The sequence below is a fragment of the Enterobacter cloacae complex sp. 397G4 genome, assembly GCF_050031515.1.
In the GTDB taxonomy this organism is placed as follows: Bacteria; Pseudomonadota; Gammaproteobacteria; order Enterobacterales; family Enterobacteriaceae; genus Enterobacter; species Enterobacter hormaechei_C.
In genome coordinates, this window is record NZ_JBLGWE010000001.1 from 3913650 (window position 1) to 3935214 (window position 21565).

At 53.8% G+C, this 21565-nt stretch carries 23 protein-coding genes; 13 read left to right on the forward strand and 10 right to left on the reverse strand.

Features of this window, described 5'->3' with window-relative positions; translation table 11 throughout:
- The first annotated feature begins 98 nt into the window (after positions 1–98).
- Positions 99–1025 (forward strand): LysR family transcriptional regulator, encoded by a 927-nt coding sequence (locus ACQG1Y_RS18815; protein WP_017382857.1) that lies wholly within the window; start codon positions 99–101, stop codon positions 1023–1025.
- Here the strand turns inward: ACQG1Y_RS18815 and ACQG1Y_RS18820 are convergent.
- Entirely contained in the window at positions 1020–1712 is a 693-nt protein-coding gene (locus tag ACQG1Y_RS18820; protein ID WP_032669287.1) for an aspartate/glutamate racemase, read from the reverse strand. The two genes, ACQG1Y_RS18815 and ACQG1Y_RS18820, sit on opposite strands and share 6 nt — an antisense overlap.
- A gap of 135 nt (positions 1713–1847) precedes the next feature.
- Here ACQG1Y_RS18820 and ACQG1Y_RS18825 point away from each other — a divergent pair, with 135 nt between their 5' ends.
- The gene (locus tag ACQG1Y_RS18825; RefSeq protein WP_015571763.1) at positions 1848–2171 is read left to right on the forward strand and encodes a cupin domain-containing protein; all 324 of its coding nucleotides are present in this window, start codon (positions 1848–1850) and stop codon (positions 2169–2171) included.
- Between the two features lie 33 nt (positions 2172–2204).
- Here ACQG1Y_RS18825 and wzz(fepE) read toward each other — a convergent pair whose 3' ends face one another.
- Complete coding sequence (gene wzz(fepE), locus ACQG1Y_RS18830; protein ID WP_032669284.1) at positions 2205–3341, reverse strand: LPS O-antigen length regulator Wzz(fepE); 1137 nt, start codon at positions 3339–3341, stop codon at positions 2205–2207.
- A 544-nt stretch (positions 3342–3885) separates the two neighbouring features.
- Here wzz(fepE) and ACQG1Y_RS18835 point away from each other — a divergent pair.
- From ACQG1Y_RS18835 to ACQG1Y_RS18850, 4 genes are read left to right on the forward strand one after another with little or no spacing between them, the layout of a single operon-like run.
- Positions 3886–4776: a carbohydrate ABC transporter permease gene (locus tag ACQG1Y_RS18835; RefSeq protein ID WP_006811834.1), complete on the forward strand. Its 891-nt coding sequence runs from the start codon at positions 3886–3888 to the stop codon at positions 4774–4776.
- Entirely contained in the window at positions 4769–5671 is a 903-nt protein-coding gene (locus tag ACQG1Y_RS18840; RefSeq protein ID WP_017692724.1) for a carbohydrate ABC transporter permease, read from the forward strand. The genes ACQG1Y_RS18835 and ACQG1Y_RS18840 overlap by 8 nt, the downstream gene beginning before the upstream one ends.
- A 12-nt stretch (positions 5672–5683) precedes the next feature.
- Entirely contained in the window at positions 5684–6811 is a 1128-nt protein-coding gene (locus tag ACQG1Y_RS18845; protein ID WP_039269866.1) for an ABC transporter ATP-binding protein, read from the forward strand.
- A gap of 13 nt (positions 6812–6824) precedes the next feature.
- Positions 6825–8111 (forward strand): ABC transporter substrate-binding protein, encoded by a 1287-nt coding sequence (locus ACQG1Y_RS18850; protein WP_368740736.1) that lies wholly within the window; start codon positions 6825–6827, stop codon positions 8109–8111.
- An 84-nt stretch (positions 8112–8195) separates the two neighbouring features.
- On the opposite strand, the gene araE is transcribed toward ACQG1Y_RS18850, so the two are convergent.
- The 3 genes from araE to kduI form a co-directional block, all read right to left on the reverse strand.
- Positions 8196–9611, reverse strand: coding sequence for an arabinose-proton symporter AraE (gene araE / locus ACQG1Y_RS18855; RefSeq protein ID WP_023295370.1), 1416 nt, complete (start codon positions 9609–9611; stop codon positions 8196–8198).
- 312 nt (positions 9612–9923) lie between these two features.
- Positions 9924–10685, reverse strand: coding sequence for a 2-dehydro-3-deoxy-D-gluconate 5-dehydrogenase KduD (gene kduD, locus ACQG1Y_RS18860; protein WP_003862835.1), 762 nt, complete (start codon positions 10683–10685; stop codon positions 9924–9926).
- A 63-nt stretch (positions 10686–10748) separates the two neighbouring features.
- Positions 10749–11585 carry a 5-dehydro-4-deoxy-D-glucuronate isomerase gene (gene kduI, locus ACQG1Y_RS18865; protein WP_368740737.1) on the reverse strand — a complete coding sequence of 279 codons (837 nt, stop codon included), beginning with the start codon at positions 11583–11585 and terminating at the stop codon, positions 10749–10751.
- A 300-nt stretch (positions 11586–11885) separates the two neighbouring features.
- Here kduI and ACQG1Y_RS18870 point away from each other — a divergent pair, with 300 nt between their 5' ends.
- On the forward strand, positions 11886–13061 hold the full coding sequence (locus ACQG1Y_RS18870; protein WP_033487612.1) for an oligogalacturonate lyase family protein: 1176 nt from the start codon (positions 11886–11888) through the stop codon (positions 13059–13061).
- 205 nt (positions 13062–13266) lie between these two features.
- On the opposite strand, the gene ACQG1Y_RS18875 is transcribed toward ACQG1Y_RS18870, so the two are convergent.
- The 3 genes from ACQG1Y_RS18875 to ACQG1Y_RS18885 form a co-directional block, all read right to left on the reverse strand.
- Positions 13267–13950, reverse strand: coding sequence for an oligogalacturonate-specific porin KdgM family protein (locus ACQG1Y_RS18875; RefSeq protein ID WP_003862842.1), 684 nt, complete (start codon positions 13948–13950; stop codon positions 13267–13269).
- Positions 13951–14267: 317 nt separating this feature from the next.
- The gene (locus ACQG1Y_RS18880) at positions 14268–15446 is read right to left on the reverse strand and encodes an acetyl-CoA C-acetyltransferase (RefSeq protein WP_032669281.1); all 1179 of its coding nucleotides are present in this window, start codon (positions 15444–15446) and stop codon (positions 14268–14270) included.
- A 92-nt stretch (positions 15447–15538) separates the two neighbouring features.
- Positions 15539–16405 (reverse strand): LysR family transcriptional regulator, encoded by an 867-nt coding sequence (locus ACQG1Y_RS18885; RefSeq protein ID WP_015571771.1) that lies wholly within the window; start codon positions 16403–16405, stop codon positions 15539–15541.
- Positions 16406–16506: 101 nt separating this feature from the next.
- Between ACQG1Y_RS18885 and ACQG1Y_RS18890 the strand changes: the two genes are divergently transcribed.
- Both ACQG1Y_RS18890 and ACQG1Y_RS18895 read left to right on the forward strand, forming a co-directional pair.
- Positions 16507–16971 carry a multidrug/biocide efflux PACE transporter gene (locus ACQG1Y_RS18890; RefSeq protein ID WP_022651793.1) on the forward strand — a complete coding sequence of 155 codons (465 nt, stop codon included), beginning with the start codon at positions 16507–16509 and terminating at the stop codon, positions 16969–16971.
- 116 nt (positions 16972–17087) lie between these two features.
- The gene (locus tag ACQG1Y_RS18895; protein ID WP_032654873.1) at positions 17088–18317 is read left to right on the forward strand and encodes an amino acid permease; all 1230 of its coding nucleotides are present in this window, start codon (positions 17088–17090) and stop codon (positions 18315–18317) included.
- A gap of 33 nt (positions 18318–18350) precedes the next feature.
- On the opposite strand, the gene ACQG1Y_RS18900 is transcribed toward ACQG1Y_RS18895, so the two are convergent.
- Positions 18351–18623: a GNAT family N-acetyltransferase gene (locus ACQG1Y_RS18900; RefSeq protein ID WP_368740738.1), complete on the reverse strand. Its 273-nt coding sequence runs from the start codon at positions 18621–18623 to the stop codon at positions 18351–18353.
- A gap of 10 nt (positions 18624–18633) precedes the next feature.
- Positions 18634–18864: a 4Fe-4S mono-cluster protein YjdI gene (gene yjdI, locus ACQG1Y_RS18905; protein WP_015571774.1), complete on the reverse strand. Its 231-nt coding sequence runs from the start codon at positions 18862–18864 to the stop codon at positions 18634–18636.
- Positions 18865–19317: 453 nt separating this feature from the next.
- Between yjdI and ACQG1Y_RS18910 the strand changes: the two genes are divergently transcribed.
- From ACQG1Y_RS18910 to ACQG1Y_RS18925, 4 genes are all read left to right on the forward strand, one after another.
- Positions 19318–19506 carry a general stress protein gene (locus tag ACQG1Y_RS18910; protein ID WP_015571775.1) on the forward strand — a complete coding sequence of 63 codons (189 nt, stop codon included), beginning with the start codon at positions 19318–19320 and terminating at the stop codon, positions 19504–19506.
- A gap of 90 nt (positions 19507–19596) precedes the next feature.
- Positions 19597–20094, forward strand: coding sequence for a ferritin-like domain-containing protein (locus tag ACQG1Y_RS18915; protein WP_003862851.1), 498 nt, complete (start codon positions 19597–19599; stop codon positions 20092–20094).
- Positions 20095–20155: 61 nt separating this feature from the next.
- Positions 20156–20662: a ferritin-like domain-containing protein gene (locus ACQG1Y_RS18920; RefSeq protein WP_017382870.1), complete on the forward strand. Its 507-nt coding sequence runs from the start codon at positions 20156–20158 to the stop codon at positions 20660–20662.
- A 17-nt stretch (positions 20663–20679) separates the two neighbouring features.
- Positions 20680–21552, forward strand: coding sequence for a manganese catalase family protein (locus ACQG1Y_RS18925; protein WP_015571777.1), 873 nt, complete (start codon positions 20680–20682; stop codon positions 21550–21552).
- Positions 21553–21565 lie beyond the last annotated feature (13 nt).

Sequence of the window (21565 nt, forward strand, 5' to 3'; positions counted from 1 at the left end):
TTTATCATTACGCCATAGCCTGAAGAGAATAAAAAATATCGTTTTATCGTGAGTCTATGCAAAAATGATATGGACTACGCTCAGCCATCAGGTGCCCTATGCCCGCCGTTAACCTACGCCATATCGAGATTTTTCATGCGGTAATGACCACCGGCAATCTCACTGAAGCCGCGCACATGCTGCACACCTCGCAGCCGACGGTCAGCCGCGAGCTGGCGCGTTTTGAGAAAGTGCTGGGGCTGAAGCTGTTTGAACGCGCCCGCGGCAGGCTGCATCCAACGGTGCAGGGTTTACGCCTGTTTGAGGAGGTTCAGCGCTCCTGGTACGGGCTGGACAGGATCGTGAGCGCGGCAGAGAGCCTGAGGGAGTTCCGCCAGGGCGAGCTGTCCATCGTCTGCCTGCCGGTCTTTTCCCAGTCATTCCTGCCGGTACTGTTACAGCCGTTTCTGGCCCGCTATCCGGAGGTCAGCCTGACCATCGTGCCGCAGGAGTCGCCGCTGCTGGAGGAGTGGCTTTCGGCCCAGCGCCACGATCTGGGTCTGACCGAAACCCTCGTCACGCCAGCGGGAACGGAACGCACGGAGCTGCTGTCGCTGGATGAGGTCTGCGTGCTACCTGCCAGCCACCCGCTTGCCCACAAAGCGGAGCTGACGCCGGCGGATTTTCACGGTGAGAACTATATCAGCCTGTCGCAGACCGACAGCTACCGGCAGCTTCTGGATGGCCTGTTTGCCGAACATCAGGTGAAGCGGCGGATGGTGATGGAAACGCACAGTGCGGCGTCTATTTGCGCGATGGTGCGCGCGGGCGTGGGTATTTCGGTGGTGAACCCGCTCACGGCCATGGACTACGCCAGCAGCGGCGTGGTTCTGCGCCGTTTTAGCGTTTCCGTTCCCTTTACCGTGAGCCTGATCCGCCCGCTGCACCGGCCCGCCTCAGCGCTGGTTGATGCCTTTAGTGAACACCTGATTGCGCACGCGCGTCAGGTGGCGCTTCGCTTACCTGACCTGCAAAAACCACTATGACAGCATGAACTCCACCGCATCCGCGGCATGGATGGCGGCGGTATCGAAGACCGTTATCGGGCTTTGGTCTGCCGGCACCAGCAGGCCAATTTCGGTACAGCCGAAGATAACCCCTTCCGCCCCCTGCTGCGCCAGTTTCTCAATCACGCTGACGTACCATGCGCGCGACGTTTCGCTGAAGGTGCCCAGACACAGCTCATCAAAAATAATCTGGTTAATGCGCGCCCGGTCAGCCTCTTCAGGGATCAGGCTTTCAATCCCGAACTGGCTGTTCAGCCGCCCGCGGTAAAAATCCTGCTCCATGGTGTAGCGCGTCCCCAGCAGCGCCACGCGCGTCATGCCGGCGGCACGTATGGCACGCCCGGTGGCATCCGCGATATGTAAGAACGGCAGCGAACAGCGGTCTTCAATCTGCGACGCCACCTTATGCATGGTGTTGGTACACAGCAGAATACCCTGCGCGCCCGCACGCTCCAGCCCGAGCGCGGCGTCCGCCAGCATCTGCCCGGCTTTGTCCCACTCCCCGCTCGACTGGCAGGCTTCTATTTCATGGAAATCCACGCTGTGCAGCAGCAGGCTGGCCGAATGCAGACCGCCCAGACGCTGTTTGACACCTTCATTAATCAGGCGGTAGTACGGGATCGTTGATTCCCAGCTCATGCCCCCTAACAGACCGATCGTTTTCATCTTTCCTCCTGTGCGTTTCACCCAGTGAAGCAAACTTGTGATCGCCTTTCCAGTTATTTGGCTAAACGTTTCCTTTTCGCCGCGGGTGAGATAAATTAATTGAAACAATGTTTCATTACATGACAGGGCGAAAATATGTTTATTTTCCATAAAGAGACCACGCTTGAGGATCTGGGCAACGGCGTGACGCGTCGTATTCTGGCGCACGACGGCAGGATGATGGCGGTGGAAGTGAATTTCGAGCAAGGCGCGATTGGCCCGATGCATAACCATCCGCATGAGCAGCTCACCTACGTTCTCTCGGGGGAATTTGAGTTCACCATTGGCGAGGAGAAGCATGTGGTGATGGCGGGCGACACCCTCTATAAAGCGCCGCACGTGATGCACGGCTGCGTTTGCCTGAAACCCGGCACCCTGCTGGATACCTTTACGCCGGTTCGCGAAGATTTCCTGAAATAAAAAAAGGCGCTCAGTTGAGCGCCTTTTTTGATGTTATTCCGTAACCGGCTCAGGAAGTTGTTCCGGCAGCGGGTTGCGGGTGCTCATTGCCTCGCGCAGCAGCACGCTACCACAGGCGAACAGTCCACCCAGAATACACGCCAGCAGCACGATCAGGGCTTTGCCCGGGCCATCTTTTTTCACCGGCATAGAAGGTGAAAGCTGGTATTTGAACGGCTCCAGGCTCACATCTTCGAAGGAAAGTTTTTGCAGCTGTGCCAGATAGTATTCGCGGTTCTGGAAATCGGCGTTCAGCTCAGAAACGTCCTTCAGATTTTTTTCAATCTGCAATTTCTGCGCAATCCCGTCCGCACCGAGGGCGACGGAATAATCCGGATCGTCTTTCACCGCCTGTCCATTGCTGTAGACCGGCTTTTTGATCCCTGCCGCGTTCGCCACTTCCAGCGAGTAGTTCAGGCGTTGCAGGTTGGTATTATGGATATTTGTCAGACGGACCCGATCCAGCTCCAGCTGCTGCTGAACCGTTTTGGTTCTCAGGATCAGCTGATCGCGAATGTTTTGCATGGTCTCCTGCTCGACGATGCGGGAGATGTACTGAATGTAACCATTCAACACTTTCTGCGCGTCCTCTGCCGTTGGGGCAGTGAAGCTTAACGTCCAGGAGAGGTACGGTGCTTTATCGGCATTTTTTTCCTGCGTGTTATCAACGGCTTTCATCTTTTCGGCAATATTGACCACCGCGCGGTGCAGCTCCAGCGGGTCAACCTGAGCGCCATCGAGCTGAGCCATCACGTAAGGTGAGCTCTTCATGTACTCTTCAAGCAGAGACTGGGACTGAAACTTTTTAACAAACAGATTAAACACATCCGCACGGGTAATTTTCACGTCGACATCAAGCACCTGGAGCGCCACCATCATCTGGCGTAGCGAACTCCACTGCGTCTGTTCCGCGGGCGTAATGACCGCTTTACTGGTCCATTTTTGCGGTATCAGAAAGGCGATTGCCAGGCCGACCAGTGCAAATGCAAAGACAATAGTGATGATGCGTTTTTTTGCTGCCAGCAGGACGTCCAGCAGACCCAGAAGATCTATTTCTTTAGCGCTGACCGCCGGGGGAGCATAGTGAGGAAAGTTGAGATCCGTATGTTTTTTGAAATCCATCGCTGACATAACTGTTCTTCTTTTAAGGATGCAGTGAAATTCTGCCTGACTGGTTCCGGTGTAACAAATCATACAAGAATGTAAGAATTATCTGAATGACGAATTGGTACATCTGTAGACCTGCTATCAGATCTGGTAGTTAGCCACGCTGCGTGACTATTCTTATTCCCGCTCCCTTTTTGCTTCGTTATCTCTTCCTCATGGCCGGCGGCAAAGCTTCGTGAAAAGTCAAAAATGCCACCTCCCTCACTATATTGAAACAGCGTTTCGACGCCGATCACATTTCCACCATTAAGCGAATGACGCAGAAATAAATCGCAATAATATAAAATAAAACGATGTTTTAGTATCCAAGAACGCCGGTTCAGCTCTTTTGAAACCAGAAGCGCTTACAGCACAAAGAAAGACAAAAAAGCGTTAAAAAACAAACATAGATTTCGCCGTTGCCAGACGTTACACCCTGAATTTCAGCTCTCATGCCGCGCATCGCAGGCCTGGGAAAATGTAACAAAGCAGATTTCGTATTAAACCATTGATTGCCAGGTAGGTATGTATGAATGAAAACAAGCTGCTGGGGCTCGCATGGATATCACCCTACATCATCGGGCTGATACTCTTTACGGCATTCCCCTTCGTCTCATCGTTTTTCCTCAGCTTTACGGATTACGATTTGATGAGTCCGCCGGTGTTTAACGGCATTGAAAACTATCGCTACATGTTTACCGAAGACACGCTCTTCTGGAAATCCATGGGCGTGACCTTTGCCTATGTATTTTTAACCATCCCGTTAAAGCTCGCCTTTGCATTAGGAATTGCCTTTGTCCTGAACTTTAAATTACGCGGCATCGGCTTTTTCCGAACGGCCTACTATATTCCGTCGATCCTCGGCAGCTCCGTCGCCATTGCCGTATTGTGGCGCGCCTTATTTGCCATTGATGGTCTGCTAAACAGCTTTATCGGTGTATTTGGCTTTGATCCGGTGAACTGGCTGGGCGAGCCGTCGCTGGCGCTGATGTCCGTTACCCTGCTGCGCGTCTGGCAGTTCGGTTCCGCGATGGTCATCTTCCTGGCCGCGCTGCAAAACGTACCGCAGTCCCAGTATGAAGCGGCAATGATCGATGGCGCATCGAAATGGCAGATGTTCATGAAGGTGACCGTGCCGCTGATTACGCCGGTGATCTTCTTCAACTTCATCATGCAGACCACGCAGGCGTTCCAGGAATTTACCGGGCCGTACGTGATTACCGGCGGCGGGCCAACCTATTCGACCTATCTGTTCTCGCTCTACATCTACGACACCGCGTTTAAGTATTTCGATATGGGCTATGGCGCGGCGCTGGCGTGGGTCCTGTTCCTGGTGGTGGCCGTCTTCGCCGGTATCGCCTTTAAGTCGTCGAAATACTGGGTGTTCTACTCCGCCGATAAAGGAGGCAAAAATGGCTGATATTCAACAACTCTCCACGGCAAGAAGCGTCGCCGAACGCGAAGTGGCCCGCACGCTGCGCAGAGAGAAAATCAACGCCTCCGTTCGCTATGTAATCCTGCTGGTTGTCGGCCTGCTGATGCTTTACCCGCTGGTGTGGATGTTCTCCGCGTCGTTCAAACCGAACCACGAGATCTTCACCACCCTGAGCCTGTGGCCTGCCCACGCCACCTGGGATGGTTTCGTGAACGGCTGGAAAACCGGCACCGAGTACAACTTCGGCCATTACATGCTGAATACCTTTAAGTATGTGATCCCGAAAGTGATCCTGACCATTATATCCTCCACCATCGTGGCGTACGGCTTTGCCCGCTTCGAGATCCCGTGGAAGAAGTTCTGGTTCGCCACGCTCATCACCACCATGCTGCTGCCCAGCACCGTGCTGCTGATCCCGCAGTACCTCATGTTCCGTGAAATGGGCATGCTCAACAGCTATATGCCGCTGTACCTGCCGCTGGCCTTCGCCACTCAGGGGTTCTTCGTCTTCATGCTGATCCAGTTCCTGCGCGGCGTCCCGCGTGACATGGAAGAGGCGGCGCAGATTGACGGCTGTAACTCCTTCCAGGTGCTGTGGTACGTGGTGGTACCGATCCTGAAACCGGCCATTATCTCCGTCGCCCTGTTCCAGTTCATGTGGTCCATGAACGACTTTATCGGGCCGCTGATTTACGTCTACAGCGTGGATAAATACCCCATCGCACTGGCGCTGAAAATGTCCATCGACGTCACCGAAGGCGCGCCGTGGAACGAAATTCTGGCAATGGCGAGCATCTCCATTCTGCCATCCATCATTGTCTTCTTCCTGGCACAGCGCTACTTCGTACAGGGCGTCACCAGCAGCGGAATTAAAGGTTAAGAGGGAAATACCATGGCTGAAGTTATTTTCAACAAGCTGGAAAAGGTCTACTCCAACGGCTTTAAAGCGGTACACGCTATCGATCTTAAAATTGCTGAAGGGGAATTCATGGTGATTGTCGGGCCGTCCGGCTGCGCCAAATCCACGACCCTGCGCATGCTGGCGGGGCTGGAAACCATCAGCGGCGGCGAGGTGCGCATCGGCGACAAGATCGTGAACAACCTCGCGCCGAAGGAGCGCGGTATTGCAATGGTGTTCCAGAACTACGCCCTCTATCCGCACATGACGGTGCGCGAGAATCTGGCCTTTGGTCTCAAGCTGAGCAAACTGCCGAAAGATCAGATTGAGTCTCAGGTGAATGATGCCGCCAAAATTCTTGAGCTGGAAGAGCTGCTCGACCGCCTGCCGCGCCAGCTTTCCGGCGGCCAGGCGCAGCGCGTGGCGGTAGGCCGTGCGATTGTGAAAAAGCCGGATGTGTTCCTGTTCGATGAGCCGCTTTCAAACCTCGACGCCAAACTGCGCGCTTCGATGCGTATCCGTATTTCTGACCTGCACAAGCAGCTGAAGAAGTCAGGAAAACCGGCGACCACCGTTTACGTGACCCACGACCAGACCGAAGCGATGACCATGGGCGACCGCATCTGCGTGATGAAGCTCGGCCATATCATGCAGGTGGACACGCCGGACAACCTCTACCACAAGCCGAAGAACATGTTCGTGGCGGGCTTTATCGGCGCGCCGGAGATGAATATACGCAAAAGCGTGCTGGTCGAAAAAGCGGGCCAGCTGCACATCGCCATTGGCGATGAAACCATGCCGCTGAACGCGGAGAAGCAGGAGAAAGTCGCGGCTTACGCGGGTCAGGAGATCTTCTACGGCGTGCGCCCGGAATTTGTGTCGCTCTCTGATGAGCCCTTCCCGAATGGCGGCTGTAGCGGGGAGATGGTGCGCGTGGAGAACATGGGCCACGAATTCTTTGTGTACCTGAAGGTCGCGGACTACGAACTGACCGCCCGAATCCCGTCCGATGAAGCTAAGCCAATGATTGATAAAGGGCTTCATCGTAAGGTGTATTTCACGTTTGAGATGAACAAGTGTCATATTTTTGACGCAAAAACTGAACAGAACCTCTCTCTCTGATGGAGTGATAAAAATGAAAAAAGTGCTTTTAAGCGCAGCAATCTCCGCGCCCCTGGGCCTTACCGCTTTGCCATCGATGGCGCAGAATGTGGATTTACGGATGTCCTGGTGGGGCGGCAATGGCCGTCACCAGGTCACTCTGAAAGCGCTGGAAGAGTTCCATAAGCAGAACCCGGACATCAACGTAAAAGCGGAATACACCGGCTGGGACGGTCACCTCTCCCGTCTGACCACACAGATTGCGGGCGGCACCGAGCCGGACGTGATGCAGACCAACTGGAACTGGCTGCCGATCTTCTCGAAAACCGGTGACGGCTTCTACGATCTGAACAAGATGAAGGACGTGATCGACCTGTCGCAGTTCGATCCTAAAGAGCTGCAAACCACCACCGTGGACGGCAAGCTGAACGGCATTCCGATCTCGGTGACGGCGCGCGTGTTCTACTTCAATGACGAAACCTGGAAAAAAGCGGGTATTGCGTACCCGAAAACCTGGGACGAGCTGATGGCGGCCGGTAAAACCTTCGAGAGCAAGCTCGGCAAGCAATACTACCCGGTGATCCTGGAGCACCAGGATACGCTGGCGCTGCTGAATTCGTACATGATCCAGAAGTACAACATTCCTGCGGTGGATGAGAAAACCAAAAAGTTCAGCTACACAAAGGAACAGTGGGTGGAGTTTTTCCAGACCTACAAAAAGCTGATCGACAGCCACGTCATGCCGGACACCAAATACTATGCCTCGTTCGGTAAGAGCAACATGTATGAGATGAAGCCGTGGATCCAGGGTGAATGGGGCGGCACCTACATGTGGAACTCCACCATCAACAAATATTCCGACAACCTGAAGCCACCGGCGAAACTGGAGCTGGGCAGCTACCCAATGCTGCCGGGCGCCACCGACGCGGGTCTGTTCTTCAAACCGGCGCAGATGCTGTCGATTGGTAAGACGACCAAAAACCCGGAAGCGGCAGCGAAGCTGATTAACTTCCTGCTCAACAGCAAAGAAGGGGTTGATACGCTGGGTCTTGAGCGCGGCGTGCCGTTGAGCAAAGTGGCGGTGCAGTATCTGACCGAAGACGGCACCATTAAAGAGGACGATCCATCCGTGGCGGGCCTGCGCCTGGCGCAGTCGCTGCCGGCGAAACTCACCGTCTCGCCATACTTTGACGACCCACAGATTGTGGCGCAGTTCGGTACCTCTTTGCAGTATATCGACTACGGGCAGAAAACCGTGGAAGAGACGGCCGCTGACTTCCAGCATCAGGCGGAGCGTATTTTGAGACGTGCGATGCGGTAAACACAAAGCCGGGTGGCGGCTACGCCTTACCCGGCCTACAGGCTATCGTAGGCCCGGTAAGCGAAGCGCCACCGGGCAATGACATTACACGCCGATATTACGTAGTTTCTCCCCTCTCATCAGCTTGCGTTCAATATGCTCCAGGGTCACGCCTTTGGTTTCCGGAATCAGCCAGAAGGTCACGCCGATAAATGCCACGTTCAGCACCGTATAGAGCCAGAAGGTGCCTGCCGCGCCAATCGCATCCAGCAGCGTCAGGAAGGTCGCGCCAATGATCATGTTCGACACCCAGTTGGTGGTGGTGGAACAGGTGATACCAAAGTCACGGCATTTCAGCGGCTGAATTTCAGAGCACAGGATCCACACCACCGGCGCGGCGCTCATCGCGTAACCGGCGATGCACATCATGGTCATGCCGACGGAGAGCCAGGAGAGGCCGCTTGACGCCGTGCCGTTATCGAACTGCATCAGGCAGTAGCCGAGTATTAAGGTGCCGAGCGCCATCACGCTAAAGCCAATTTTCAGGGCCGGTTTACGTCCGGCCTTATCAACGGTGAACACCGCGATAAAGGTGGCGAACATAAAGGTCAGCCCTACCACCAGCGTGGCGATCATCTGCTGTTCGGTGGTGGTAAAACCGGCCATTTTAAAGATGCGTGGGGCGTAATACATGATGATGTTCATCCCCGTGAACTGCTGCATCGCCTGTAACAGCATGCCGAGGAACACCGCGCGGCGCACGTTGCGGTTTGCCTTAAACAGCGACCAGCCGCCCTGCTTCAGCTTCAGGCTCTCGCGGATTTCGTTCAGCTCTTCACGCGCTTTTTCAGACGTGTCGCGCAGCATGCGCAGCACCTCTTCCGCCTCCACGTGACGCCCTTTTTGCGCCAGCCAGCGCGGGCTGTTCGGCAGGAAAATGACTAACACAATCAGCAGCACCGCAGGCAGCGCCAGCACGCCAAGCATTGCCCGCCAGTTGCCGCTGTAGCTGAAGTATGTATCCGACAGGAACGCCAGCACGATACCGAGCGTCACCATCAGCTGGTACATGCTGATCATCTTCCCGCGCACGTTTTCGCTCGCCATTTCGGAGAGGTAAAGCGGCGCGGTGTAGGACGCGATACCCACCGCCACGCCCAGCAGCACGCGGGAGAGCAGCAGCACCTCAACGTTGATGGCAAACGCCGAGCCAATGGAACCGGCAACAAACAGGATCGCCCCAACCATCAGGCTGTATTTGCGCCCGAGACGGAACGACAGCCAGCCGTTAAATAGTGCGCCGATGGCCGCACCCAGCATCATGCTGCTCACCACCCACTCTTGCAGGCGGTTGCTTAACGTAAAGTGGTCGGTAATAAAGGGCAGTGCGCCAGCGATAACGCCGATATCCAGACCAAACAGTAAACCGGCTACGGCGGCCGCAACAGAAACAAACTGGTTCATGCGTCGGGTATCGCGCAGCGCAGCGGGCATAAGGGTAGAGTCATTTACAGATGTCATAGTTTCCTGCCTCAACAGCGAAATTCGTTAAGTGAAATTACGAGATACCGGAAGAAAGTGTCAGGCCGGAACTGGTGAAGATATGGATTATTTCGCTACGACATACCGATCTGTGATGGACATTACAATTTCAAATCAGGGTGGTTTAACCTTATTTTTTATTAATTAGTTAATATTTAAGCAATAAATGTGTGACACCCGTCATTCATTCCTTTTCAGTATGGATTTTTCATCTTTAAGGATATGGATAAAGCCAATTTTGGCGCAAAAAAAACCTCCACCCGAGGGCAGAGGTTCTTTATTCGGGGTGAATTATCGTGCCAGCCAGCCGCCGTCAACGGCAACGGTGTAGCCGTTAATATAATCCGAAGCCGGGGACGCCAGGAACACAACCGGGCCCATCAGATCGCTCGGCAGACCCCAGCGACCCGCTGGAATACGCTCCAGGATTGCCGCGCTGCGCTCTTCATCCGCACGCAGCTGCTGGGTATTGTTGGTGGCCATGTAGCCCGGCGCAATCGCGTTGACGTTGATGTTGTGCTGCGCCCACTCGTTCGCCAGCAGACGGGTCACGCCCATCACGGCACTCTTCGATGCGGTGTAAGACGGCACGCGGATGCCGCCCTGGAAAGAGAGCATGGAGGCAATATTGATGATCTTGCCCCCTTTCCCCTGGGCGATGAAGTGCTTCGCAGCCGCCTGGGACATAAAGAACACGCTCTTGATGTTCAGATTCATCACGTCGTCCCAGTCCGTTTCGCTGAAGTTAATCGCGTCTTCACGACGGATCAGGCCGGCGTTGTTGACCAGAATATCGATATGCCCAAACTCCGCCACCGCGCGATCCAGCAGCTCAGGGATCGCATCGATTTTGCGCAGGTCCGCGGTCAGGCTCAGGAAACGGCGGCCCAGTGCGGTAACGCGCTCGATGGTTTCCGTTGGCTCAACGATGTTAATCCCGACGATATCGCAGCCCGCTTCAGCCAGACCTAACGCCATACCCTGCCCCAGCCCGGTGTCACAACCGGAAACCACAGCCACTTTACCTTGCAGAGAAAATGCATCCAGAATCATGTTTATTCCTTAATCGTTCAGCGCCTGTCAGAAACAGGCAGATATATACTTAACTGCCTGCGACTAGCGCAGATCCTTAACAGCGACGTGGTCCATGTCATCGAAGACCTGGTTTTCACCGACCATACCCCAGATAAAGGTATAGGCTTTCGTTCCCACGCCAGAGTGGATGGACCAGCTCGGCGAAATGACCGCCTGCTCGTTGTGCATAACGATATGGCGCGTCTCCTGCGGCTGTCCCATCATGTGGAACACGCAGGCGTCTTCATCCATGTTGAAATAGAAGTAGACCTCCATGCGGCGCTCGTGGGTATGGCACGGCATGGTGTTCCACAGGTTGCCCGGCGCAAGCTCGGTCAGCCCCATGCTGAGCTGACAGGTTTCCAGCACATCCGGAACAAAGTATTTGTTGATGGTGCGACGGTTGCTGGTGAGGTTATCGCCAAGGGTCACCGGGGCAACATCCGCTGGCGTGACTTTTTTGGTGGGGTAATTCGTATGAGCCGGGGCGCAGTTGTAGTAAAACTTCGCCGGTTTGCTGCCATCAATGCTGGCGAACACCACTTCTTTCGCGCCTTTGCCGACGTACAGCGCGTCGCGGTGACCAATTTCGTAGCACTGGCCATCAACGGTAATGGTGCCCGGCCCACCGATGTTAATCACGCCCAGTTCACGGCGTTCGAGGAAGTAGCTCACGCCCAGCTGTTTGCCCACTTCACCGCCCACGGAGACGGTTTTCGCCACCGGCATAATCCCGCCCACAATAATGCGGTCAATATGGCTGTAGACCATGGTGTACTTGTCGGCTTCGAACACTTGCTCAACTAAAAACTCACTGCGCAGCCCCTGAGTATCCAGCGTTTTAGCGTGCGCACTGTGGATGCTTTGTCTGACGTCCACGTAAACCTCCAGAATTGATCGTGCCCGAAGGCAAAGATAATTAACGAAACAACGTTCCGTTTTCGTGATGAACACATATTATCCCCTGATCACGGGGTTTTCAATTGCATTTAAAACAACGTTTCATTTTTTCTGCTTGTTTATGCCAGAAATGGTGTTTCGATCACGATAAATTTTTAAGACCCTCAATCTGGTTAATCAAACTGAGAAAGTGCGCTGTCAGTCACACACAATGAAACAACGTTTTGATAATTTATCACCTAGTTTTCAACCTACATTACGCGTTCAAAGGAGTGCATTATGGCTAAAGGTATGCGGGTCAAGCTGAACTATGAGGTCAGCCGCGATCCGGATACAGGCGTGGAAGTCACCCGCCTGACCCCACCGGAAGTAACCTGTCATCGCAACTACTTTTACCAGAAGTGCTTCTTTAACGATGGCAGCCACCTGCTGTTCGCCGGGGAGTTCGACGGTCACTGGAACTATTACCTGTTGGATCTGAAAAACGCCGAAGCGGTACAGTTGACCGAAGGCGCGGGCGATAACACCTTTGGCGGGTTCCTCTCTCCGGACGATAAATCCCTCTACTATGTGAAGAACGATCGCACCCTGCTGGAGGTGGATTTACAGACGCTGGCAGAGCGCGAAGTGTACCGCGTCCCGGAAGAGTGGGTCGGCTACGGCACCTGGGTCGCGAACAGCGACTGCACCAAACTGGTGGGTATTGAGATTGCCAGACGTGACTGGACGCCACTCAACGACTGGAAAATTTTCCACGACTTCTTCCACAAAGGGCCGCACTGCCGCCTGCTGCGCGTTGATCTGAAAACGGGTGAAAGCACCACCATTCATGACGAGAAGATCTGGCTGGGACATCCAATATATCGCCCGTTCGATGACAATACCGTGGCCTTCTGTCATGAAGGGCCGCACGACCTGGTCGACGCCCGCATGTGGCTGGTGAACGAAGATGGCAGCAATGTGCGGAAAGTGAAAACGCACGCGGAAGGTGAAAGCTGTACACATGAATTTTGGGTGCCGGACGGGTCCGCGCTGATCTACGTTTCTTACCTGAAAGGTCAGCAAGGGCGCACCATCTCCCGCTTCAACCCGGACACCGGCGTGAATGAAGCGGTAATGAATATGCCCGCCTGTTCGCACCTGATGAGCAACGTCGACGGCACCCTGTTGGTTGGCGACGGCTCCGGTACGCCTGTCGATGTGAAAGACACCGGCGGCTACACCATTGATAACGATCCTTATCTGTATGCCTTTGACGTGGCGAAAAAAGCCTGTTACCGCATCGCCCGTCATGACACCTCATGGGCTACGGTGGCGAACAGCCGCCAGGTAACCCACCCGCATCCGTCCTTCACGCCGGACGAAAAAGCGGTGCTGTACAGTTCCGATAAAGACGGCAAACCGGCCCTCTATATCGCGAAACTCCCCGAGCAACCTGAAATGTTGCATGCCTGACTTGAGTTAGTGTTTCTGTAACTGGCCTTGCCCTCCGATTCGGAGGGCTTTTTTTTGGGTGATTGCGCGGCGCTTTTTGCCGGGTGGCGCTTCGCTTACCCGGCCTACGAAACGACGGATTGGAAGGAAGGTGTAGGTCGGATAAGAAGGTGTAGGCCGGGTAAGCGAAGCGCCACCCGGCAGTTTTAGCGAAGAAGATAAATTATCAGAAGGAGTACGCCACGCCTAAACGGAAACGGGTCTGGCGTTCGTCCGTGTCTTTAACCCCCACGTTGCCCACCTCCACATACGGCGCCCAGTTTTTATCCCATTTGTAGGCCAGCTTGGCGTTATATTCGTTGGAATAATCTTTATTGTTATTTCGGGCCACGCCTTCAGAACTTTTCGCGTAAACATAGTTCAGCTCGGTACGCCAGTCACCTAATACCCAACCGACCCACGCATCGCCACGGTTAACTTTATCGTCGTCCTTATTTGAGCTTGACGGGTAGCGGGTATATTCGTAACGGTAACGCGCAGCCACGTAGAAGCCATTATCGAAGCTATATTGCACATGCAGATTCGGTTTATAAATGGTGCGACTGTCTGTGCTTTCAATCGTAAACGCAGGGGTCAGGGCGATATTGTCTGTCGCTTTCCAGCGCCAGCTAATCTGATCTTCGTGACCGTTCCCCACTACATCCGCGAATGGCTGATCTGCCTTGTCCCCGCCTGATTTCCACTTCGCCTCGACTGAAAAACCGAAGCCATTATCAAAGCGGTGCGAGACGGCAACACGGTCGGCATTCGAGCCGCTGTCAATATATTCGTGACGCAGATCGACGGTAACGGCGCTAGCCGCAAAAGAGGCACTAATAAGGGAAGCAAGGAGCAGAGATTTCTTAAACATGAAAAAACCCTCAATTAAAATAACGTTTCGTTTTTATGAAACTTGAGTTTATTTTTTATGCACCGTTATTTTAGTGACAAGGATCGAAATTATTTGTTTCATTTTTTTTGGCAAAGATTGACGTGAACCCCATCAACAAAAAAAGGGTATTAACCGTAAATTTCAGGCGTGAGATCACATTAAGCACTTCACAAAGCAAATAATTAACCGCGCAATAATTATTGCGGGCTTCAGAAAGAACGCATAAGTGTTAAAAAAGGATTCTGCGGACACAAAAAAACCTCCCGTGGGAGGTTTTCTGTGCGCAGAGGGAGAAATTACCGTTCGATAGCCAGGGCCACCCCCTGCCCCCCGCCAATACAGAGCGTTGCGATCCCTTTTCGGGCGTTACGCTTTTTCATTTCGTGGACCAGCGACACCAGAATGCGGCAGCCGGAGGCGCCAATGGGATGGCCCAGCGCGATGGCTCCGCCGTTGACGTTGACCCGCAGCGGATCCCATTCCAGCATTTTCCCGACCGAGATCGCCTGTGCAGCAAAAGCTTCGTTGACCTCAATCAGATCCACATCGTTCAGCTCCCAGCCCGCCCGCTCCAGGCAGCGGCGCGTGGCATAGACCGGGGCGATCCCCATTAACGCGGGATCAACGCCCACGCTGGCAAACGCTTTGATCCGCGCCAGCACCGGCAGCGCCAGCTCCTGGGCTTTGCTTTCACTCATCATCATCACCGCCGCCGCACCGTCGTTAATGGATGAGGCGTTGCCTGCCGTTACGGAACCGAGCGTTTCAAAGGCCGGATCGAGTTTTGCCAGCCCTTCTGCGCTGGCATCGGTGCGCGGCTGCTCGTCGGTATCGACGATGAGCGCTTCGCCGTTCTGGCGCTGGGTACTGACCGGGACAATTTCATCGCGAAAACGCCCGGAGTCGATCGCTGCACGCGCTTTTTGCTGTGAGCTGAGGGCATATGCATCCTGAAGCTCGCGGCTGATACCGTATTCCCGCGCCAGGTTTTCCGCCGTTACGCCCATATGGTAGTCGTTGAAGGCGTCCCACAGCCCGTCGTGAACCAGGCTGTCAAGCAGCTGACTGTTCCCGAGCTGCGCGCCGGTCCGGCTGTCGGTCAGGACATGCGGGGCGCGGCTCATATTCTCCTGCCCGCCGGCAATGACCACATCCGCTTCACCACACTGGATGGCCTGCGTTGCAAGATGGAGCGCTTTCAAACCTGAACCACAGACGTCGTTAATGGTAATTGCCGAAACGGTATTAGGCAGGCCGCCCTTCAGCGCCGCCTGGCGCGCAGGGTTTTGTCCCGCGCCAGCGGTCAGCACCTGGCCCAGGATCACCTCATCAATTTCATGTGCGGCAATCCCGCAGCGTTCCACCAGCGCTCTTACCACCACGCTGCCAAGATCAACCGCAGAGTGACGCGCAAGCGCTCCCTGAAAACAGCCGATAGCCGTACGTAACGCACCCACTATAACGACATCTTTCATCACGACCTCTGTGCAAAATGACATGACGATAGTAGAGGATTGTTATCAACAATTGACGCAAATGTTTAAAATTAGTGAGTTTAGTCACAGGATTATCGTGCGTCCTGCAAGTACTGGCGCAGCCAGCTTCCGGCGACGCCGGGCGGGGTTCGTTTGTTCCATACCAGATCGATGGCAATCGACCTCGGCCAGCCCGGCACGTTCAGCTGCACCAGCGATTTCGACGCGGCAAATTCGTCGACCAGCGCGCAGGGTAACGCGCACCAGCCAAAGCCCTGTACCGCCATGCTCAGCAGTAACAGGTAATTCGGCGCAGACCAGACCGGCCCGCGCGAAAGGGGCGCTTCCCGTTCAAGATAGGTGCTCAGCCGCAGCTCGCGCCAGCCATGCAGCTCGTCCGCCTGCGTCTCATGTTGCCCTGCCAGAGGATGTCCGGCAGAAACGTAGATGGCCATCCGCGTCTGCATAGGCAGACGGGTCGCGCCAATATCGGTCGGGTAGCTGTCGCGCGCTTCCGTCAGGCCAATTTGCGCCCGCTCCTTTTGCAGCAGATCGATCACGTCCTCCTCTTCTCCAATCAGGCACTCAAATTCCGTGTGCGGAAAACGCTGGTCGAACTGGCTCATCATCTCTTCCAGCACGGCCGGGTTAAGCGTATCGGAGAGAACAAAGGTAAAACGCGCCTCCGTTTGCGCGGTTAAAGATACGGCCAGCTCATCCAGGCGCGCGCTGGCGGCGAGTATCGACTGGACATAGCCCAGCACCTGTTCACCCTGGGCGGTTAATACCGGATGACGCGCCGAGCGATCGAACAGCTCAAAGCCAAGGTCAGCTTCAAGGTTGGCAATGGAGGTGCTGATGGTGGACTGGCTTTTACGCAGCCGCCGTGCCGCAGCAGAAAACGAACCTGCGGCGACAGTTTCAACAAACGCGGTCAGTGCTTCGGGAGAATAACGCATGATGTATCTGCTTTATCGATGGATACCATCTTTTATATATCACCTTAAGCGATAAGAATAGGCCGCATCAACGCCCATACTGGCGTCTATATGAGGTAAATATGCAACATCAGGATGCACTCCAACGTAAATTGCCGGAGCGGATCTTCCATGCCGTCTGTTTTGAAGGCATTGCCACGGCGATCCTCGCCCCGACGGCCGCGTGGCTAATGCAGCGCTCGGTGGTTGAAATGGGGGGTCTTACCATTATTCTGGCGACCACGGCAATGCTCTGGAACATTATCTATAACTTTGGCTTCGACCGTTTCTGGCCCGTCCAGCGGGTGAAGCGCACGGCGAAAGTGCGCGCCCTGCATGCCCTGGGTTTTGAATGCGGCTTTATTGTGATTGGCGTAACCATCGTTGCCGCCGTGCTGGGCGTGACGCTGCTCCAGGCTTTTACCCTGGAAATTGGTTTCTTTCTGTTCTTCCTGCCGTACACCATGCTCTACAACTGGGCGTACGACACCCTGCGGGAGAAAATCATCAAGCGCCGCCAGCAACGACGCGCCCTGGCAAGCGAATAACCTTCCGGCCGGAGACCTGCTCCGGCCCGCCCCCTGCGAAGCAACGGCGACCTCAACGCATAATTATGGTAAATTGCACTCCTTTTTGTTCGTTTTATAGTTGATACGTTGCTCTAATGTCGAAAATTTGGTCAAAAGAAGAGACTCTCTGGAGTTTCGCCCTCTACGGCACTGCCGTGGGCGCAGGAACCCTGTTCTTGCCCATTCAGCTCGGCTCTGCTGGCGCGATTGTCCTGCTGATCACCGCCCTTGTGGCGTATCCCTTAACCTACTGGCCGCATAAAGCGCTGGCGCAATTTATTCTGTCGTCGAAGACGAAAGGCAACGAAGGGATCACCGGTGCCGTTTCCCATTACTACGGCAAAAAGATCGGCAACCTGATCACCACGCTCTATTTTGTGGCCTTCTTTGTGGTAGTTCTGATTTACGCGGTGGCGATAACCAACTCACTCACTGAACAGCTGGCGAAACGGATGACGGTGGATACCGGCATGCGGATGCTGGTGAGCTTTGGCGTGGTGCTGATTTTGAATCTGATCTTCCTGATGGGGCGGCACATCACCATTAAGGTGATGGGTTTCCTTGTCTTTCCGCTGATCGCCTATTTTCTGTTTGTCTCGCTGTATCTGACGGGCAGCTGGCAGCCGTCGCTGCTGACCAGCCAGATGGCCTTCGACCAGCATACGCTGCACCAGGTGTGGATTTCGATCCCGGTGATGGTTTTCGCTTTTAGCCATACTCCGATCATCTCGACCTTCGCCGTAGACCGTCGCGAGAAATACGGTGAAGAGGCGATGGGTAAATGCAAAAAAATCATGAAAGTGGCGTACCTGATCATCTGCCTCAGCGTGCTGTTCTTTGTGTTCAGTTGCCTGCTTTCGATTCCACCGTCGTATATCGTGGCGGCAAAAGAGGAAGGGGTGACGATCCTGTCCGCGCTGTCGATGATGCCATCGTCCCCGGCATGGCTGGGCATCTCCGGCATTATCGTGGCGATTATTGCGATGTCGAAATCGTTCCTCGGCACCTATTTTGGCGTGATTGAAGGGGCAACGGAAATTGTGAAATCGTCGCTGAATCAGGTGGGTGTGAAGAAAAGCCGCGCCTTTAACCGCGCGATTTCGATTCTCGGCGTGTCGCTGATTACCTTTGCGGTCTGCTGCATCAACCCGAATGCGATCTCAATGATTTATGCCATCAGCGGTCCGCTTATCGCCATGATCCTGTTCATCATGCCGACGCTGTCGACGTACCTGATCCCGTCATTAAAACCGTACCGCTCCTTCGGTAACCTGCTGACGCTGATTGTGGGTGTGCTGTGTGTGTCGGTGATGTTTGTGGGTTGAGTATGCTGCCCGGCGCAATGCCGGGCATCTGTTTTACGCCCGAATATCGTCATACTCCCGCGTATTATCAAACTCATGCTTCGCAAATGGACACAGCGGGATAATTTTACGATTCTCACCGCGCATCTTCTCTACCACCTTCGCCACCAGCTGTTTACCCACACCCTGCCCTTTCAGGCTCGAATCCACATCGGTGTGCTCAATGATGCTCAGATGCTCGCCGGTCGGGACAAAGACGATCTCCGCTACCTGATTGCCTTCGGCGTCGTTGACGTAAAACTTGTTATGGCCTTCAAGAATTTCCATGGTTCCTCGCTTATTTTTGGCGGTACTTCAGCGCACCGCTCGGGCAGGTATCAATTACGCGCATAACCGTTTCTGCATCTACTTCATCCGGCGCGATCCATGGTTTACGCTTCAGATCGAACAGCTTCGCGCTGCCGCGCACGCAGTTGCCCGAGTGTTTGCAGATCCCGGTGTTGAAATAGACATCGATTTTCTCACCGGTATAGGCCCGGTACCCCGCATCCAGTAGCTCCTGATCCATGACATTGCCTCTGTAATTATTGTGGTGACAAAAGAAGCATACCCTCACCCGATCCGCCTGACCACGTCAAAAACGAGGTTTAGCCACACTCTTTTCAGCGCATGACTTCGTCACGTTCATAGGATTATTCCGAATACAAGAACACCCGTTGCGAAGATATATTTTTGCGCTGTGTCAATTCTTGTAATAATTCCCGCCACGTTCACATTAGGATTATTAGCTAAGCGCAATCTTAACCTCCGGTTTTATTTTCATCTAACTGATGGATTTCCCATTCGTTTTTAAAACTCGTAACGAAGCGGTATTTCTTCATTCCCTGCAAAATTACCGTAAAACAACCCAAACAAGAAATTTGACTCTTCTCACATAACGACTAATGTTAATTTCTGAACGACAACTGATACGAATTACTTATCGTATCTCCTGACATAAACGCAACATGAGGGTTGATATATGGCAGAGCAACATCGTGGTGGTTCCGGTAATTTCGCTGAAGACCGTGAAAAGGCATCAGAAGCTGGACGTAAAGGCGGCCAGCACAGCGGCGGTAATTTCAAAAACGATCCGCAACGCGCATCTGAAGCGGGTAAGAAAGGGGGACAGAGCAGTCACGGCGGAGGCCGTAAATCTGATAACTCTTGATCTTATTTAAAGCTCTTATAAATATACCGAGAGCATGCTGCGGGCCCGTCGGCTCGCAGTACCTTCCCTTTACTTCACTGGAGCGAAAATATGAATATGAAAACTGTTGAAGATGTATTTATTCACCTGTTATCCGACACCTACAGCGCTGAGAAGCAGCTGACCCGCGCGCTAAGCAAATTAGCTCGCGCCGCATCCAGCGAGAAGCTGAGTGCCGCGTTCACGGCTCACCTCGAAGAGACGCAGGGACAGATCGAACGTATCGATCAGATTATTGAGCAGGAATCCGGCCTCAAACTGAAGCGCATGAAATGCGTTGCGATGGAAGGCTTAATTGAAGAAGCCAACGAAGTTATTGAGAGCACTGAGAAAAATGAAGTACGTGACGCTGCATTAATTGCCGCAGCTCAGAAAGTTGAACACTACGAAATTGCCAGCTACGGCACCCTGGCCACCCTGGCTGAACAATTAGGCTATAAAAAAGCCGTTAAACTTCTTGCCGAAACGCTGGAAGAAGAAAAAGAAACCGATCTCAAATTAACCGATCTGGCTGTCGGTAATATTAATCAAAAAGCCCAGAAAGGATAATTAATATCTGATGAGCATCAGCACCAAAAATTAACCAGAAAATAAATCACAGGAGTTAATTATGAATCATGTAGAACACTACCATGATTGGCTACGCGATGCCCATGCGATGGAAAAGCAAGCCGAATCCATGCTGGAATCAATGGCCAGCCGTATTGATAATTATCCCGACTTACGTGCACGAATTGAACAACACGTTAATGAAACTAAACACCAAATTACCGTGCTGGAAGAAATTCTCGACCGCAATGATATTTCCCGTTCGGTCATAAAAGATTCCATGAGCAAAATGGCGGCGCTCGGCCAGTCCATTGGCGGCATGTTCCCTTCCGACGAAATTGTTAAAGGCTCCATCAGCGGCTACGTTTTTGAGCAGTTTGAAATTGCCTGCTACACCTCTCTGCTGGCTGCGGCCAAACAAGCAGGCGATACCGCCTCCATTCCAGCCCTTGAATCCATTCTGGAAGAAGAGCGCCAGATGGCAGACTGGCTGCTCCAGCATATTCCACAGACGACGGAACAGTTCCTGCTGCGCTCCGACGCGGACGGCGTTGAAGCGAAAAAATAACGAAATAGGGAGAATGTATGTTTCGACACGTAAAACAGCTGCAATACACGGTACGCGTAGCCGAACCGAATCCGGGCCTGGCCAATCTTCTGCTTGAGCAGTTTGGCGGGCCACAGGGCGAACTTGCCGCGGCATGTCGTTACTTTACGCAAGGATTAAGCGACGACGATCCCGGTCGTAAAGATATGCTGATGGATATCGCGACCGAGGAGTTAAGTCACCTGGAAATTATCGGCACCCTGGTGGGTATGCTCAATAAGGGTGCGAAAGGCGAACTGGCGGAAGGCGTTGAAAATGAAGCGGAACTGTACCGCTCCATGACCGAGAACGGCAACGACAGTCATATCACCTCCCTGCTCTACGGCGGCGGTACTCCGCTTACTAACTCCGCAGGCGTACCGTGGACGGCGGCGTACGTGGATACCATTGGCGAACCGACCGCGGATCTGCGCTCTAACATAGCGGCCGAGGCGCGCGCCAAAATTATCTACGAACGGCTTATTAACGTAACGGACGATCCGGGTGTTAAAGATGCGCTGGCGTTTTTAATGACGCGTGAGGCAGCACACCAGCTCTCGTTTGAGAAGGCGCTCCAGTCGATCCGTAACAATTTCCCACCAGGTAAATTGCCGCCAATCGAAGAGTACACCAACAAGTACTACAATATGTCTGAGGGGGGAGAAGTTCGCGGCAGCTGGAACAGCGATAAGCACTTCGACTACGTGGAATCTCCTCAGCCAGCGGTCGATGGCGGTGACGGCGGCGCAAGCGTAACGCTCACTACAGAGCAGGAAACGCTGGTCAAAGCGATGTGCGCACGCACGAAATCCGACCCCAATGCCGATCCGCTTACCGGTGCCGAGCTTGGCGCAGGTAAGAAAAAACCGTAACCGGTTTTGCCAG

Coding starts and splice junctions, on each gene's coding strand:
- ACQG1Y_RS18815 (WP_017382857.1), top strand. CDS start 99: ATGCCCGCCGTTAACCTACGCCATATCGAGATTTTTCATGCGGTAATG.
- ACQG1Y_RS18820 (WP_032669287.1), bottom strand. CDS start 1,712: ATGAAAACGATCGGTCTGTTAGGGGGCATGAGCTGGGAATCAACGATC.
- ACQG1Y_RS18825 (WP_015571763.1), top strand. CDS start 1,848: ATGTTTATTTTCCATAAAGAGACCACGCTTGAGGATCTGGGCAACGGC.
- ACQG1Y_RS18835 (WP_006811834.1), top strand. CDS start 3,886: ATGAATGAAAACAAGCTGCTGGGGCTCGCATGGATATCACCCTACATC.
- ACQG1Y_RS18840 (WP_017692724.1), top strand. CDS start 4,769: ATGGCTGATATTCAACAACTCTCCACGGCAAGAAGCGTCGCCGAACGC.
- ACQG1Y_RS18845 (WP_039269866.1), top strand. CDS start 5,684: ATGGCTGAAGTTATTTTCAACAAGCTGGAAAAGGTCTACTCCAACGGC.
- ACQG1Y_RS18850 (WP_368740736.1), top strand. CDS start 6,825: ATGAAAAAAGTGCTTTTAAGCGCAGCAATCTCCGCGCCCCTGGGCCTT.
- araE (WP_023295370.1), bottom strand. CDS start 9,611: ATGACATCTGTAAATGACTCTACCCTTATGCCCGCTGCGCTGCGCGAT.
- kduD (WP_003862835.1), bottom strand. CDS start 10,685: ATGATTCTGGATGCATTTTCTCTGCAAGGTAAAGTGGCTGTGGTTTCC.
- ACQG1Y_RS18870 (WP_033487612.1), top strand. CDS start 11,886: ATGGCTAAAGGTATGCGGGTCAAGCTGAACTATGAGGTCAGCCGCGAT.
- ACQG1Y_RS18875 (WP_003862842.1), bottom strand. CDS start 13,950: ATGTTTAAGAAATCTCTGCTCCTTGCTTCCCTTATTAGTGCCTCTTTT.
- ACQG1Y_RS18880 (WP_032669281.1), bottom strand. CDS start 15,446: ATGAAAGATGTCGTTATAGTGGGTGCGTTACGTACGGCTATCGGCTGT.
- ACQG1Y_RS18885 (WP_015571771.1), bottom strand. CDS start 16,405: ATGCGTTATTCTCCCGAAGCACTGACCGCGTTTGTTGAAACTGTCGCC.
- ACQG1Y_RS18890 (WP_022651793.1), top strand. CDS start 16,507: ATGCAACATCAGGATGCACTCCAACGTAAATTGCCGGAGCGGATCTTC.
- ACQG1Y_RS18895 (WP_032654873.1), top strand. CDS start 17,088: ATGTCGAAAATTTGGTCAAAAGAAGAGACTCTCTGGAGTTTCGCCCTC.
- ACQG1Y_RS18900 (WP_368740738.1), bottom strand. CDS start 18,623: ATGGAAATTCTTGAAGGCCATAACAAGTTTTACGTCAACGACGCCGAA.
- yjdI (WP_015571774.1), bottom strand. CDS start 18,864: ATGGATCAGGAGCTACTGGATGCGGGGTACCGGGCCTATACCGGTGAG.
- ACQG1Y_RS18910 (WP_015571775.1), top strand. CDS start 19,318: ATGGCAGAGCAACATCGTGGTGGTTCCGGTAATTTCGCTGAAGACCGT.
- ACQG1Y_RS18915 (WP_003862851.1), top strand. CDS start 19,597: ATGAATATGAAAACTGTTGAAGATGTATTTATTCACCTGTTATCCGAC.
- ACQG1Y_RS18920 (WP_017382870.1), top strand. CDS start 20,156: ATGAATCATGTAGAACACTACCATGATTGGCTACGCGATGCCCATGCG.
- ACQG1Y_RS18925 (WP_015571777.1), top strand. CDS start 20,680: ATGTTTCGACACGTAAAACAGCTGCAATACACGGTACGCGTAGCCGAA.